This is a genomic window from Ruegeria sp. BC7, from assembly GCF_056539165.1.
This window is the reverse complement of record NZ_JBQFUL010000001.1, coordinates 457,410-472,204: the sequence shown is the minus strand read 5'-3', so window position 1 is coordinate 472,204 and position 14,795 is coordinate 457,410. Positions and strand designations below refer to the sequence as shown.

The following is a 14,795-nucleotide window of genomic DNA, read 5'->3' as shown; positions in this document are numbered from 1 at the left end:
TGAGTATTCGGGCGGCAACTGAACTTAAAATGCAACATTTTGAAAGCAACTTTGTTTCACTTTTTGCTTATTTTCAGAAACTTTGTCACCCTATTGGTGGGGGAATACATTTCAGAGCGGGGGTCGCTCATGAGTATTCAAATTGAAACGGAAGAAACGGGTGCAATTTCAACCCGACAAGCCTCAACAGAACTGGATTGTGAAACCGCAGCCCTGCTGCGTGCAGCGATCCTGCCTGTATTCGCCAGCGCAGTAAGCTGGGGCAGTCTGACGGACGTTCTCAAAGACAAAGGGTACCGCCTTGCATTTCGACAAGGAAGGCTGTGCGTTACAGATCGCGTTTCAGGCGACAGGATTTGCGGAATGAGGTTCCTTGGACTCGAGTTCCAAGACCTTGTGAGCAAGCTGGGCAGACCGATTGTCGTTGCCAGAGGCAGCGGTGCCGATGGTGATCTTTTAGCTACGCGACCAGGACTGACCGGGTTTCAGTAACGACGCCAGAACTGCACCGAACGCCGCATGGTTTTTGTCATGCTATATATGGCAGCCCGCGCGATGGTTGGATGCGTGAGGGAATTCGCCAGTATCGAGGCCGAAACCTTCACCGGAAGGTGCCCTTTCTTGTACCAAGCGATACGCTGGTCCTCGTCGTAGGCAGACATGTCGCAGTAATCCGCAAAGTTCTTACGCCAACATTCCGCCATCTCAGCTCCGACTGCATCAATGTCCGCCGAAACGCCGCCCTTTCGGAAATACGACAACGGGGATTGCAGCCTGTACCCCTGGTGGCCCGCCAAAATCATCCTCAGGATCATGTCGTAGTCTCCGACGATACGAAAACGCAGATCATGTCCCCCCAATTTCTGAAACAGAGATTTTCGGATCAGCATCGCGTTATGGCCGAATGGCATCCGCTGCAGTATCGACTTGATGGTCAGCCGTTTGGCGTGACGTTGCCGCCCGTCCTCTTCAACAAAGATGGTTTCTCCGTAGATAAAGTCGGGCCGGGTTTCTTTGATCGCCTTGTCCACGTTTAGCAAACAGTCTTCGCCCGGGATCAAGTCGTCCGAGTTCAGGAACAGCACGTATTCGCCTGTGCAACGCTCAACCGCTTTGTTCATTGCGTCGTAGAGGCTCTGATCTGCCTCGCAAATATAGCGGATTGGGATACTATCGGGCGACGACGCGATTTCTTCGATGGCCTGTGTCAGCAACGCCTGAGTCCCGTCAGTGGACTGACCGTCCCAAATGACATGCTCGACGCCGCGAAACCTTTGAGATTGCACGCTGCGAAGGGCGTCAAGAATGGTTTCCTTGCGCCCTTCCTCAATCAAGTTTCTGGTTACGGTAATAACAGAAACAAGCGGCGGATTCTTGGTTTCAGGCAACGTTCTCATAGATCTCGGCAATCCTTGTGACGGCGGCCTCGGGGCTGAGCTCCTCGCTTTCCCCGGTGCGCCGGCAGGTCAGTTCGACCACACCGTTTTTCAAACCGCGCGGACCAACGGTGATGCGCCACGGCAGACCGATCAGGTCCATGGTGGCGAATTTGCCCCCTGCCCGTTCGTTTCGATCATCGTATAGCGGCTCAAGCCCTAGCGCAGTCAGCGCGCCGTAGAGTTTCTCGCACGCCGCGTCCGCTTCTTCGTCGCCTTGCTTGAGGTTCACGATACCGCAATGGAACGGAGTCACACCTTCGGGCCAGATGATGCCCTTGTCATCATGGCTGGCTTCGATGATCGCACCAATCAGACGGCTGACGCCGATGCCGTGGCTGCCCATGTGGACGGGCGTCGGCTTGCCATCGGGGCCTTGAACCGTCGCGCCCATCGCCTCGGAATACTTGGTGCCGAAATAGAATATCTGCCCCACCTCGATCCCTCGCGCCACGCGGCGGCGTTCCTCGGGCACCTGATTGAACAGCGCCTCGTCATGGGTCTCGTCAGTGCGCGCGTATTTCGAGGTAAACTCCTCGAGGATAGCCTGACACTGTGCGCGATCGTCATAGTCGATCTGACGATCACCAAAACTCAGGTCGGTGACGGCGCTATCGTAGAAAACCTCGGATTCACCGGTATCGGCCAGCACCAGGAATTCATGCGTGTCGTCGCCACCGATGGGGCCGGAATCGGCGCGCATCGGGATGGCTTGCAGGCCCATGCGTTCGTAAGTGCGCAGGTAGCTGACCAGATGGCGATTGTAGGCGTGCAGCGCGTCCTCTTTGGTCAGGTCGAAATTGTAGCCGTCCTTCATGTAGAACTCGCGCCCGCGCATCACGCCGAAACGCGGGCGGATTTCGTCGCGGAATTTCCACTGAATCTGGTAGAGTGTCAGCGGCAGGTCTTTGTAGCTGTTGACGTGACCACGGAAGATATCCGTCACCAGTTCCTCGGCCGTGGGCGTGAACAGCATATCGCGGTCGTGCCGGTCCTTCATCCGCAGCATTTCCTGACCGTAGTCATCGTATCGTCCAGATTCGCGCCACAGATCCGCCGATTGGATGATCGGCATCTGGATCGCGATGTGGCCGGCACGCGCCTGCTCTTCATGGATGATATTTTCCAGTTTGCGCAGCACTTTGAAGCCCAGCGGCAACCACGAATAAATCCCGGCGGATGCCTGCTTGATCATACCCGCACGCAGCATCAGCCGGTGGCTGACGATCTGAGCCTCGGAGGGGTTTTCCTTGAGAACGGGCAGAAAGTAACGGCTGAGGCGCATTGGGTGACCTTCAAAGGTGAGAATTTCGCTGCAAGGTGATTATGCCAAAGCCTCGCCGGGGGCAATCATGCATTGGCGTTTTTGCGACCTCGGGTCAGTCGCATTTTTTATTGACCCGCCAGTCAGGAAACTCAAATGTGGCGGAAATGCAAAATCATGAGGCTGCGATGCAGACAATCTCGGAACCCGCCCGCCAAGTTCCTGTCGTACATCAAACGGATGTTCTGGTCGTGGGCTCTGGCCCTGCCGGGCTGGCCGCTGCGCTGGCCGCCGCTCGGGCCGGGGCCGAGGTGTCTCTGGTCGACCGGTTCGGCTGTATGGGCGGCAACATCACCGCCGTTGGCGTCGAGGGGTTCGCCTGGTATCGCCATGAACAAACAGTCGAAGCAGGCGGCATCGGCATGGAGTTCGAGACCCGCGCGAAAGAGATGGGCGCGGCGGTGCCCGAAAGCCAGTCGCTCAGCTATGAGCTGGATAGCGAAGGGTTCAAGCTGGTGGCTGACAAGCTGGTGCAGGAGGCGGGCGTGCATCCGATGCTGCACCGTCAATTCGTTGCACCCATCATGGACGGTGACCGGATCACCGGCATCATCACCGAATCCAAAGCCGGACGCGAGGCGATTCTGGCCCGCGTGGTGATCGACGCGACCGGAGACGCCGATGTTGCCCACCGCGCAGGCGCCCCCACTCACAAAACCGCGCGCGAGGACATGATGGCCGCCTCGGTCATGTTCCATCTGGCCGGCGTCGACAAGCGCGCCTTCATGGAGGGCGTCAAGGCCGACCCACAGACCTACAAGGACTGGGGTGGCGGCGGTGAATGGAACATCGAGACCTCGGGCAAAGAGGACGACATGTTCTCACCCTTCGTGCACAAACCCTTTCAGCAGGCGATTGATGCGGGGATGATCCCGCCGCACCTGAACACCATCGCAGGCACATGGGGCGCGATGCATGACACGGGTGAGCTGACCTATATGAACCTCATCCATCTGGCCGAGATTGACGGCACCGATCCCGACAGCCTGACGCGCGGCGAGATCGAAGGCCGTCGCCAATCCATGCTGGCGATTGAGGCGCTGCGCCGCTTTATGCCGGGTTGCGAAAACGCCCGACTGCGGAACTTTGGCATGACCATCGGCATCCGTGACACCCGCAAGATAGACGCCGTTTACAACATGACCGAGGAAGACGCCCGCCATCAGGGACGGTTCGAGGATACCATCGGCATTTATCCGGAATTCATAGACGGTTACGGCATCCTGATCCTGCCGACCACCGGGCGGTATATGCAGGTGCCCTACCGCTCGATGCTGCCCAAGGGGATCAAGGGTCTGCTGGTCGCGGGGCGCTCGCACGGGGCGGACAAGGTGGCCCACGCCGCCACGCGGAACATGGCCTGCTGCGCTGTCATGGGTCAGGGCGCGGGTATCGCAGCCGCGCTGTCGCTTAGAAGCAATCAGGACGTGCACGAACTGAACCTCGCCCCCGTTCACAAGGAATTGGAACGACAGGGCGTCAGGATTCACTGATGGAACACATACCCACGATCAATGTTGAACCGCTCCGTCAACCGGACCATCCGCGCTATGCGGAAACGGTTGCGCAGATCATCGACGCCTGCACCGGGATCGGCTTTTTGTCCATCGCGGGCACCGGTATAACGCCTCAGACCGTGGAGGCGGTACGAGCCTGTGTTCGGGAAATTTTCGCGATCGACGAAGACTCGAAATGGGATCAGGCGATCACGCGTCAGAATTACCGAGGCTACATTCCAATGGGGTTTTTCACCCCAAACGACGGCTCGGGCAAGGCAGACAAATACGAAGGCTACAAACTGCATTGCGAGGTCGCCTCTGACGCGCCTATTCGCAAGGACTGCGAACTTTACGGCCCAAATATCTGGCCCCGCGAAGTACCCTCTGCCCGCGCTACCATCCTGAATTACTGGGCTGAACTGGACGGCGTGGTCGACCTTTTGCTTGCTGCGCTGGAAGTTGGGTTGGCCCTTCCCAAGCGCACCCTGCGCGATGCGTTCCAAGAGCCGATGACCAATATGACACTGCTGCACTACCCGCCTCAGGCCGCTGACGAAGGCGGCTATGGCATTCATCCACACAAGGACACTGACGCGCTGACCATCATCGCGCCCGATCCGGTCGGCGGGCTGGAGGTTCAGACTCGGGACGGTGGCTGGATCACGCCGGACTGCCCTACGGGTGGTTTTATCGTCAATATCGGCGATATGCTTGAACTGTGGTCCGGAGGTCGGTTGAAATCCACACCGCACCGGGTCGTCAACCGGTCCGGCAAAGAACGCTACTCGTTTCCCTATTTCGCCGTCCCTCGTCACGACGTTGTCGTCTCTCCGCTACTCAGTCCAGTTCCCGGATTTGACCGGCCCTCCGTCCATTGCGGCCATTGGTCGGCGGAAATCTGGCGTACCAACTGGCCTGATGAGGCAGCACATGAAACCACACCAGAGCTGGGAACTCTGAGCGACTAACGGCCATATTTGTATCATATATGAACCGCTTGCATCAAAGGCCCACATACGCCAAGAACGTCTGTAAGAACCGATAAAAAGGGGACGAGCATGGCTTTGCCGGTGAAGGATCAACTCAGATACTGGGGCATCGCCACTGCGATATTTGTTCTGCTTTTATGGGCACTTGGCGACGTTTTGCTTCCGTTCGTGATTGGCGGCGCAATCGCGTATTTCCTTGACCCCATCGCTGACCGGCTGGAAGACATGGGCCTGTCACGGATAGCGGCTACCGGGATTATCACTGTCGTTGGCGTATTGGGCTTCATCTTGATGGTTCTGATGGTGGTGCCCGCACTGATCACACAGCTTATTGAATTGGTTGAGTTCATGCCCAACCTGGTCAAGCAACTGCGCGGATTCATCGAACAGCAGTTCCCGTCCCTACTGGATCGTGAGTCCAACTCGCACCAATTTCTCGTGTCATTGGGCGAAACCCTGCAGTCCAAAACCGGGGATGTCCTGCAATCCGTTGCCGCCTCACTGGGGTCTGCCATCAACGTCGTGGTGCTGATGGTGATCGTTCCAGTGGTGGCGGTCTATCTGCTGCTGGACTGGGACCGCATGATCGCCCGCATCGAAGAGCTTTTGCCCCGCGATCACGCCCCAACAATCGAACGACTGGCCAGCGAGATCGACGACGTTCTTGCGTCGTTCGTGCGCGGCATGGGAACGGTCTGCCTGATCCTCGGAACCTATTACGCCGTAGCGTTGATGGCTGTCGGGCTGCAGTTCGGACTGATCGTAGGATTTATCGCCGGTCTGGTTACCTTCATCCCCTATCTCGGAGCCTTGATTGGCGGAACATTGGCTATTGGTCTGGCCTTGTTTCAATTCTGGGGGGACTGGGCCCAAATCGGTCTGGTCGCCGGTATTTTCGTGCTGGGGCAAGTGACCGAAGGTAATTTCCTGACACCCAAGCTGGTGGGTAACTCGGTTGGACTGCATCCGGTCTGGCTGCTGTTGGCCCTGTCAGTCTTTGGCGCTTTGTTCGGCTTTGTCGGCATGTTGATCGCCGTGCCGGTTGCCGCGGCTTTGGGCGTGCTGGCACGGTTTGCCACGTCGATCTATCTGGAAAGCCGGCTATACACCGGTCTAGAAAGCGCTGAACAGGCTGACCAGAAAGACGAGTAGATGGCCCAACAACTGAGTTTTGATCTTCCGGCCAAGACTGCGCTGGGACGAGGGGACTTTTTCGTCTCACCGGCGAACGCATTGGCTGTTGCCATGATCTCGGCCACGTCATGGCCGGGAAACAAGCTGGTTCTCAGCGGCCCGGCCGGGGCGGGAAAAACGCATCTGGCCCATGTCTGGGCAGCCGAAACAGGCGGACGCATCGTGCAGGCAAAAGATATCACGCATGACGCCGTGCCCGGCCTTGCCCAGTCAGCCATTGCCGTTGAGGATGTGCCCATGATCGCCGGTGACATCGAGCAGCAGAAAACGCTGTTTCACCTGCACAATTTGGTTTTGGCCGAAGGACATGCCCTGCTGATGACAGGGCGCATGGCTCCGAAGTTCTGGGAACTGCCCCTGCCCGATCTACAAAGCAGGATCGAAGGCGCACACCATGTCGCCCTGGACGCGCCGGACGACGCCCTTCTGGGTGCGGTTCTGGCCAAGCTATTTGTCGACCGGCAACTGAACCCCGGCCCCGAGGTCATTGCCTATCTGGTCAAGCACATGGACCGGCGTTTCGAGACGGCTGCCGAAGTCGTGGAGCAACTGGACCAGTTGGCACTGTCGGAAAAACGTGAAATCACGCGGACTTTGGCTGCGCGTGTCCTCAACTCGGAACGCGATGAATTCTAATCTGGCAATTGACCCGCACCCGGTGATCTCGCATTCTAAGCCCGGAATATCTGGAAAAGACATGGATCAGACCGTCGAAACCGACATCCCCGACTGGGGGCCTTTCGGAAAGCCACTGTTCGACGACCCCGAGGCCCGCGCCCTGTCGCGCGTGGGTGTTGTTGATGTCGGGTCAAACTCGGTCAGGATGGTGATCTTTGACGGCGCTGCGCGATCCCCGGCGTATTTCTACAACGAAAAAGTCATGTGCGAACTTGGGGCTGGCCTCTCTGAGACCGGACGCCTGAACCCGCGCGGACGGCAGCGTGCTCTGGCTGCGCTGCAAAGGTTCAACCAACTGGCCGAGGATCTGGGCCTGCCCGGGCTACATGTTGTCGCGACCGCCGCCGTGCGCGAGGCAAAAGACGGCCCCGAATTTTGCGCCGAAGTTCACAGTGAAACCGGCCTGACTGTGTCAGTCATCGATGGTGAAGAAGAGGCGCGCCTGTCAGCGCAGGGCGTCCTGCTGGGGTGGCCCGGCGCCTATGGGCTGATCTGCGATATAGGCGGATCATCCATGGAACTGGCCGAGATTGGCGACGGTCAGGTCGGGCGGCGCGTGACCTCGGCTCTGGGTCCGCTCAAGCTGCGGGATATCAAAGGCGGCCGACGCGCGCGAAAAAACCACATCAAGAGCACGATGGAGGATCTGCGCGCACAAATGGGTCCGCAGCGGGATCGCCTGTTCCTGGTCGGGGGCAGTTGGCGTGCCTTCGCGCGTCTGGACATGCTGCGGCGGGGGTATCCGCTGAACGTCCTGCACGAATATCGCATGACCACGTCGCAAGTACGCGAAACCATCAAGTTCATTGAAAAAGGCGACCCTGAAAAGCTGCGCAGCCAGGCGGGTGTTTCCGGGTCGCGCATGGCGCTAATCCCTTATGCAATGGACGTGCTTGCCAGACTGGTGCGAACATTCAAACCCAAGGACATCGCGATATCCAGCTATGGAATCCGCGAGGGGCTTTTGTACGAGCAAATGCCTCAGAACCTGCGGGATCGGGATCCGCTGATAGAGGCCAGCCGCTTTTCCGAGGCCAAGGACGCGCGTCTGCCCGGTTTCGGCAAACACCTGTTCGACTTCGTCATGCCCCTGTTCAAATCGGCCCCTGCTGCTCGGGTTCGGCTGATCAAGGCCGCGTGTCTGCTGCATGATGTAAGCTGGCGGGCGCATCCTGATTACCGAGCCGAAGTCTGTTTCGACAATGTGACCCGCGCCAATCTGGGCGGTTTGAAACACTCTGAACGGGTCTTCATCGGTCTTGCATTGCAGCATCGCTACCGCAACAAACGCGAGGGCAACCGGTTCGCACCGCTATACGAACTACTTGACGAAAAAGACCAAAAACAAGCTGAAATTCTGGGCAAGGCCATGCGCTTTGGGGCGATGTTATGGATGCAGAGCGATGCGCCGATGGGAACGTTGCGCTTCTACCCCAAAAAGCGGCACCTGGACCTTTTCCTGCCAAAGTCAGCGGGGCTTCTGTTCAACGAGGTCGCCGAAGCGCGGCTGAACTCTTTGGCCAGCGCACTGAAATCCGATACCCGCGTGATCATCAAGGGCTGATCCTTAGATATCCGTTGCCCCTTCCGGCACTTCGTCGGGCTGTTCGGGCAACGGTTCCGCCTCTGGCTGTTTTTTCCTGATGATAATGTCGCCATTGGGCAGGATTTCCGGTGCTTCGTAGGTGCTCCAGTCCTGAATTTCACCTGCCAATTCCGCCAATGCTGGCCCCATTTCCTGGAAAAAAGACTGCATGGCAGGACCGAACTGATCCGCCAGCCCCAGCAAATCTTCCAGTGCAGGTTCCATTTCCTGACGCAGCCCTTCTAAGAACAGCTCTGCGCCCTGCTCCATCAAAGATTGTCCGGTTTCGTCTTCAGCATGTGCTGGAAACGCCAACACGGTGGTTATCGCACAGATCGAGAAAAGTTTTTTCATAGTAAAGATATAAGCGCTTGAGGCGGTTGATGAAAGGTCACAGGTCAATATCCAAAGTTACAGGGAAGTGGTCTGATGCCGTTAGCAGGGCGTCGTGCAAATCTTGCCGATCGCGGCAAACCGGATCGTGAAATGGATGCCAGATACGCCAGTCCGGGCGGTGCCCGCGCAACCTGTCACTGATCATGATGTAATCCAAAAGCGCATCAAGATACCCGCCTGTGTCCGGGCGTGGGAAACGGGCCGTAGACGGAACAAGTCCCGGCTCTGGCCCGTAGGCGGTGACAGCGTTGGGATCATACAACCCGGAACCCAGCAGAATCTCGACCGAAGACCGACCGAACAGGTTCTCGAACTCATCAAGGCCCGGCCCATCGTTCAGATCACCCAAAAGAATGACGTCTTCGCCTTCGGCTATATGGGCCTTGATCCGTCGCGCCAGCCAAACCGCTTGTGCGAGTTGCTTGCGCCGGTTGGCGATAGAAATGCGGATCGCCTCATCGCGGCTGTCCGCCCCATGCGGAGCTTTGGATTTCAGATGCGCTCCGATCAGCCGAAACGAAGCACCGGCCGGAGTTTTGATGGCCAGTTCCATTGGCGGTTTTGAAAATCGCACCTGATCCTCGGTCGCATCAATGTCGAGGTCGATGTGAAACACCGAATCGAAGCGAGGGGAATCCGACTGTGCTGCGTCATCTCCAATCGGGTCATGAACCGCAGAAAGAGCGCCCGGATCATACAGCAAGGCCAATTCCTGATGCGTGTCGTTCGCGAACCCCATGACCGCATGACTGGTTCGCAGGTCAAATGCCTCGGCAAACCGCTGCAAAGCGCGGACTGTATTCTGTGTTTTTCCAGTGTTCGGCGCTTCGACGATCAAGACGGCGTCGGCGTCGATTGCGGTCAGTACCTTGGCGATCGCTTCGACCTGCTGGGCGGTCGTGACATCGTGCCTGCCTGACCAACTGTCTTCAAAAATCAGCCGGTCATTGCGGTCGAACAGATTGGCAAACCACTCGATATTGTAGGTCGCCAATCGCATGAGCGTCAGGCTCGAGCGCCGTTGATCTGATCCCAGGCGCGATTGATGTCGATCATCTTTTTCTCGGCCAAGCGAATGGCTTCTTCGGGCACCCCACGCGAAATCATTGCATCCGGGTGCGTTTCGCGCACTAATTGCCGCCAGACCTTGCGGATATCGGGCAAGGGCATGTCACGCGGGACGCCCAGCACCGTATAAGGGTCTTTGGGCGCGTCCGGCACAAACCTTTCCCGCAGCGCAAGAAACTGGGCTTCGGTCTGCCCGAAAATCCGGCTGACCTCCTCTAGAAACTCGTTTTCGTTCGGATGATAAAACCCGTCAGCCAGCGCGATATGGAACAATCCTTCCATCAAATCGCAGAGCGTGGTGCTGTCATCAGCGAACATTCCGGCGATCTTGCGGGCGTATTCCTGATAGCCCGCAACGTCGGTCCGGGCCATGTCGAAAACGCGGGCAGCGCCGGCCTCGTCTTCGCGTGCAATCCGGAACACGTCGCGAAAGGCTGTGACCTCATCCCGCGTCACCTGCCCATCAGCCTTGGCCATTTTTGCGCCCAGCGCGATTACGGCGATAGTAAACGCGATCGACCGTTCGGGAGGCGTACGCAGTTTCTCGAAAACAGCGGTCAGGCTTTCGCCCTGTGCAAGCGCGCTCAGCGCATCAGATATGCGGGTCCAGATCGACATGATCGCACCCTAGCGCCCCAATTCGCCGGTGTCAGGTGCAACCAATGAGTCTGCGGCAAGTATTTTCTGCATCAGCACAAGATCCAGCCTTTTGCCCCACTTGAACCCAACCTCTGGCATATGCCCAACTGTCGTAAAGCCAAGTGCCGCATGAAACGAAACCGCCACCGGGTTTGCCGACGATATCCCAGCAACCAAGACATGGACGCCGTCGTCCTTGGCTACGGCCTCTAACGCGGTCATCAACGCTCGGCCAGTGCCATTCCCACGCGCCTTGGGTGAGAGCTGGATGGAGTGCTCGCGGCATTGCGCGTATCCGGGACCCGCGCGAAACGGGCCGTAGGTGGCAAAGCCCACAACCTGCCCCTCCAACTCGGCCACCAGATAAGCCGGGCCACGATTTTGGATATCGCCGGCTATGCCGTCCACGTCGCGCTCGGCGGTGGTAAAGGTTATGAGAGTGTCCCGAATGATCTGATTGGTGATCTCAGCAATGGCATCCGCATCGGTAACTTTTACCTGACGAATGATCATTCCAGCACGCGTAAGCCATGGGGCGTTTCAAATTCCGCGCGCAAGGCAGCGGGGCCGGAATCGAACACCACGCGGTCCATCGCACCCAGCAGTTTTGCCAGTTCAAGCGCGTCAGGATGGAACACAACCAACTGTCGCAGGCGGCATCCGCTATCTTGCAGCATCTGCGCGGGGTGCAGATCCCCGTGCCATTGAATCAGTGCAGGAAACAAGTTGTCAAAGGGCAGCCGCCCGTTGGGGGGAACCGCCATTCGCCAGCTCAGTGCGCCTCTGGTCAGTTCAATGGGATGGCCGACGCCTTCCGGGAAAACGTCAAGCGATGCTTCGATGTTCGGGACACGGCAAATCCAGTTTGTCAGTCGAGGGCTTCCCTGAAACCGGTCAAGGTCGAACCAGCGTGTCCGATCAGGGCGCAGCGCAGACGGGTCAATCGCGATCGCCTCAAGGTATAGGCCATCCGCCAGGCCGAGCAGCCGATTGTACGTCCCGAACTTCTCGTGCTTTCCGCCGTCCTGAAGGGGGACGCCCAGCGCCTGCTCGACATGAGCAGCGGCTTCTTCAAGCGTTTCACCCGCGACAGCCAGATGATCGAGTAACATGCGCGCCCTCCTACGAAAAACGACCAGACCCAAGCGGATCTGGTCGCATGTTTCCGTCAAAGACGCAGGATCACAAGAGTTTTCAGCGGGAAACCCGCATTAACCCTTGGCCTCACCGATCAGGCGCAGAATGTCCTGCGCCGCCTCGGGGATATTGGTGCCCGGACCAAAGATCGCCTTGACCCCATGATCATAGAGGAACTGGTAATCCTGCTGAGGGATCACACCACCGCAAATGACGATGATGTCCTCGGCCCCGGCTTTCTTGAGTTCTTCCACCAACTGCGGGGCCAGCGTTTTGTGACCCGCCGCCTGCGACGAAATCCCGACCACATGCACGTCGTTGTCCACTGCATCCTGCGCGGCCTCAGCCGGCGTCTGGAACAGAGGGCCAACATCCACGTCAAACCCGATATCGGCAAAGGCGGTTGCGATTACCTTGGCACCCCGGTCGTGACCGTCCTGCCCCATCTTGACCACCAACAGACGCGGGCGGCGGCCTTCGGCCTCGGCGAAGTCTTCGATGGATTTCTGGATGGCGGCGAAACCTTCGTCGCCCTCATAGGCGGCACCGTAGACACCGGCCAGTGTCTTCACCTCGGCGCGGTGGCGCCCAAACTCTTTTTCCATTGCCATGCTGATCTCTCCTACGGATGCGCGGGCGCGGGCGGCTTCGACCGCAGCAGCCAGCAGGTTTCCACCCTCCTGGGCGGCCTTGGTCAGCGCGTCCAGCGCCTTTTCACACGCAGCTTCGTCACGAGTCGCGCGGATACGCTCCAGTCGCGCGACCTGTGCCTCGCGCACAGCGACGTTGTCGACGTCCAGAATGTCGATCGGGTCTTCCTGTTCCTTGCGGTATTTGTTGACGCCGACGATGACTTCTTCGCCCCGGTCGATCATCGCCTGACGGCGCGCGGCGCTTTCTTCGATGCGCAGCTTGGGCATGCCAGAGGCAACGGCTTTGGTCATGCCGCCCATCTCCTCGACCTCTTCCATCAGCGCCCAAGCCTTTTCGACCAGCTCATTGGTCAGGCTTTCGATATAGTAGGACCCCGCCAGCGGATCGACCACGTCGGTCACGCCGGTTTCTTCCTGCAACACAAGCTGGGTGTTCCGCGCGATACGGGCCGAGAAATCGGTAGGCAAGGCAATCGCCTCGTCCAGAGCGTTCGTGTGCAGCGACTGCGTACCGCCCAGAACCGCGCTCATCGCCTCGTATGCGGTGCGGATCACGTTGTTATAGGGGTCTTGTTCCTGCAACGACACGCCAGACGTCTGGCAGTGGGTGCGCAGCATCTTGGATCGTTCGGATTTCGCCCCAAAATCGGTCATCACGCGGTGCCACAGGGTACGGGCGGCGCGCAGTTTGGCGATCTCCATGAAGAAGTTCATGCCGATAGCAAAGAAGAACGACAAACGGCCCGCGAACTTGTCCACATCCATCCCGGCCTGCGTCGCGGCGCGCACATATTCGCGGCCATCGGCAAGCGTATAGGCCAGCTCTTGCACCAGGTTCGCCCCGGCCTCTTGCATGTGATAGCCCGAGATCGAGATCGAGTTGAATTTGGGCATTTCGTTCGAGGTATAGTCGATAATGTCCGAGATGATCTTCATCGACGGCTCGGGCGGGTAAATATAGGTATTCCGCACCATGAACTCTTTCAGAATGTCGTTCTGAATGGTGCCGGACAGGACGGATTTGTCGTGGCCTTGCTCTTCACCGGCGACAATGAAATTCGCCAAAATCGGGATCACCGCGCCGTTCATGGTCATCGAGACCGAGACCTTGTCGAGCGGGATACCGTCGAACAGGATCTTCATATCCTCGACACTGTCGATGGCCACGCCAGCCTTGCCCACATCGCCCACAACGCGCGGGTGGTCGCTGTCATAACCGCGGTGCGTGGCCAGATCGAAGGCCACGGAGACGCCCTGCTGACCGGCCGCCAGATTGCGGCGATAAAAGGCGTTCGATTCCTCAGCCGTCGAGAACCCTGCATATTGCCGGATCGTCCACGGACGGCCCGCATACATCGTGGCCTTCACCCCGCGCGTGAACGGGCCGAATCCCGGCAACGTGCCCATATGCGGCAGATCAGCGGTGTCCTCGGCCGTATAGAGCGGCTTGACGTCGATGCCTTCCAGCGTCTCTTTGGTGAGGTCTTCCAGCGGACGACCGCGCAGCTCTTTCTCGGCCAGCGCCTGCCAGTCTTTGGTATCGGTCATGGCGATTTCCTTTTCCTATTTCGGGTCGCGCACAGAGAGGAACCTGCCCGCAGTTGTGTTTCGGATTGCCCGGTCCAGTCGGGCTGCACGCAACAAATTGAGCGCGCATTGCATTTCACTGGTCGCATTCATCGACACAGGGGCTATATTCGATGGGACAGGAGGCCCAATGACACGAACGCTTGCCCTTGTTTTCTCGGCACTAATCCCGCTGGCGGCCCTTGCTGCTGACGGATCTGCGCCTGTCGAAGACGAATTCGTCCGCCCCGCTGGTGACAGCGATCTCAGCGAGTTTTTGTGGGTCAGCCGACCCATCGTCGTCTTTGCCGACACCCCAGCGGACCCACGGTTCCAACAGCAGATCGATATGCTGGTCGAGGGCGAAGCGGCCATGCGGGACCGCGACGTCGTGGTGCTGACAGATACGGACCCATCGGCCCGGTCCCCGATCCGGTCGCAACTGCGTCCGCGCGGGTTCCAGATGGTATTTGTCGACAAGGACGGTGTGGTCAAGCTGCGCAAACCGTCGCCGTGGAGCGTGCGCGAGATTGGCCGCTCCATCGACAAGACCCCCCTGCGCGAACGCGAGATTCGCGAGCGGCGCGGGGGCGGCTGAACGCTTTTGCCACGCCCCAGCCCCCCGGCGCAG

The 14,795-nt window shown here is 58.6% G+C and carries 15 protein-coding genes; 7 read left to right on the top strand and 8 right to left on the bottom strand.

Translation table 11 applies throughout. The features are described 5' to 3' along the window. The first annotated feature begins 129 nt into the window (after positions 1–129). Entirely contained in the window at positions 130–492 is a 363-nt protein-coding gene (locus ACR0KS_RS02150; RefSeq protein WP_170411086.1) for a hypothetical protein, read from the top strand. Here ACR0KS_RS02150 and ACR0KS_RS02145 read toward each other — a convergent pair. Further along, entirely contained in the window at positions 486–1,397 is a 912-nt protein-coding gene (locus tag ACR0KS_RS02145; protein WP_170557726.1) for a glycosyltransferase family 2 protein, read from the bottom strand. The genes ACR0KS_RS02150 and ACR0KS_RS02145 overlap by 7 nt on opposite strands. After that, a complete protein-coding gene (proS, locus tag ACR0KS_RS02140) occupies positions 1,381–2,721 on the bottom strand; it encodes a proline--tRNA ligase (RefSeq protein ID WP_170384470.1) in 1,341 nt (446 codons plus the stop codon). Before proS ends, ACR0KS_RS02145 begins: the two co-directional genes overlap by 17 nt. A 167-nt stretch (positions 2,722–2,888) precedes the next feature. Here proS and ACR0KS_RS02135 point away from each other — a divergent pair, with 167 nt between their 5' ends. The 5 genes from ACR0KS_RS02135 (at position 2,889) to ACR0KS_RS02115 (ending at position 8,684) form a co-directional block, all read left to right on the top strand. Continuing rightward, the gene (locus tag ACR0KS_RS02135; protein WP_170562150.1) at positions 2,889–4,253 is read left to right on the top strand and encodes an FAD-dependent oxidoreductase; all 1,365 of its coding nucleotides are present in this window, start codon (positions 2,889–2,891) and stop codon (positions 4,251–4,253) included. Next, positions 4,253–5,227, top strand: coding sequence for an isopenicillin N synthase family oxygenase (locus tag ACR0KS_RS02130; RefSeq protein WP_170562147.1), 975 nt, complete (start codon positions 4,253–4,255; stop codon positions 5,225–5,227). Before ACR0KS_RS02135 ends, ACR0KS_RS02130 begins: the two co-directional genes overlap by 1 nt. A gap of 90 nt (positions 5,228–5,317) precedes the next feature. After that, positions 5,318–6,400, top strand: coding sequence for an AI-2E family transporter (locus ACR0KS_RS02125; RefSeq protein ID WP_170411097.1), 1,083 nt, complete (start codon positions 5,318–5,320; stop codon positions 6,398–6,400). Then, on the top strand, positions 6,401–7,078 hold the full coding sequence (locus ACR0KS_RS02120) for an HdaA/DnaA family protein (protein ID WP_170562144.1): 678 nt from the start codon (positions 6,401–6,403) through the stop codon (positions 7,076–7,078). 61 nt (positions 7,079–7,139) lie between these two features. After that, positions 7,140–8,684, top strand: a complete 1,545-nt coding sequence (locus tag ACR0KS_RS02115; protein ID WP_170384480.1) for a Ppx/GppA family phosphatase — start codon at positions 7,140–7,142, stop codon at positions 8,682–8,684. A 3-nt stretch (positions 8,685–8,687) separates the two neighbouring features. Here ACR0KS_RS02115 and ACR0KS_RS02110 read toward each other — a convergent pair whose 3' ends face one another. The 6 genes from ACR0KS_RS02110 to scpA form a co-directional block, all read right to left on the bottom strand. Next, on the bottom strand, positions 8,688–9,059 hold the full coding sequence (locus tag ACR0KS_RS02110) for a hypothetical protein (RefSeq protein ID WP_170562141.1): 372 nt from the start codon (positions 9,057–9,059) through the stop codon (positions 8,688–8,690). A gap of 37 nt (positions 9,060–9,096) precedes the next feature. After that, positions 9,097–10,101, bottom strand: a complete 1,005-nt coding sequence (locus tag ACR0KS_RS02105) for an exonuclease/endonuclease/phosphatase family protein (protein WP_170562136.1) — start codon at positions 10,099–10,101, stop codon at positions 9,097–9,099. Positions 10,102–10,106: 5 nt separating this feature from the next. Next, complete coding sequence (locus ACR0KS_RS02100; RefSeq protein ID WP_170562133.1) at positions 10,107–10,787, bottom strand: molecular chaperone DjiA; 681 nt, start codon at positions 10,785–10,787, stop codon at positions 10,107–10,109. Positions 10,788–10,796: 9 nt separating this feature from the next. Beyond that, entirely contained in the window at positions 10,797–11,321 is a 525-nt protein-coding gene (locus ACR0KS_RS02095; protein WP_170562130.1) for a GNAT family N-acetyltransferase, read from the bottom strand. Further along, positions 11,318–11,920 (bottom strand): VOC family protein, encoded by a 603-nt coding sequence (locus tag ACR0KS_RS02090; RefSeq protein ID WP_170562127.1) that lies wholly within the window; start codon positions 11,918–11,920, stop codon positions 11,318–11,320. Before ACR0KS_RS02090 ends, ACR0KS_RS02095 begins: the two co-directional genes overlap by 4 nt. Positions 11,921–12,019: 99 nt before the next feature. Beyond that, entirely contained in the window at positions 12,020–14,146 is a 2,127-nt protein-coding gene (scpA, locus tag ACR0KS_RS02085; RefSeq protein ID WP_170562124.1) for a methylmalonyl-CoA mutase, read from the bottom strand. 169 nt (positions 14,147–14,315) lie between these two features. On the opposite strand from scpA, the gene ACR0KS_RS02080 reads away from it, so the two are divergent. Next, positions 14,316–14,762 (top strand): DUF4174 domain-containing protein, encoded by a 447-nt coding sequence (locus tag ACR0KS_RS02080; RefSeq protein ID WP_170411122.1) that lies wholly within the window; start codon positions 14,316–14,318, stop codon positions 14,760–14,762. Positions 14,763–14,795 lie beyond the last annotated feature (33 nt).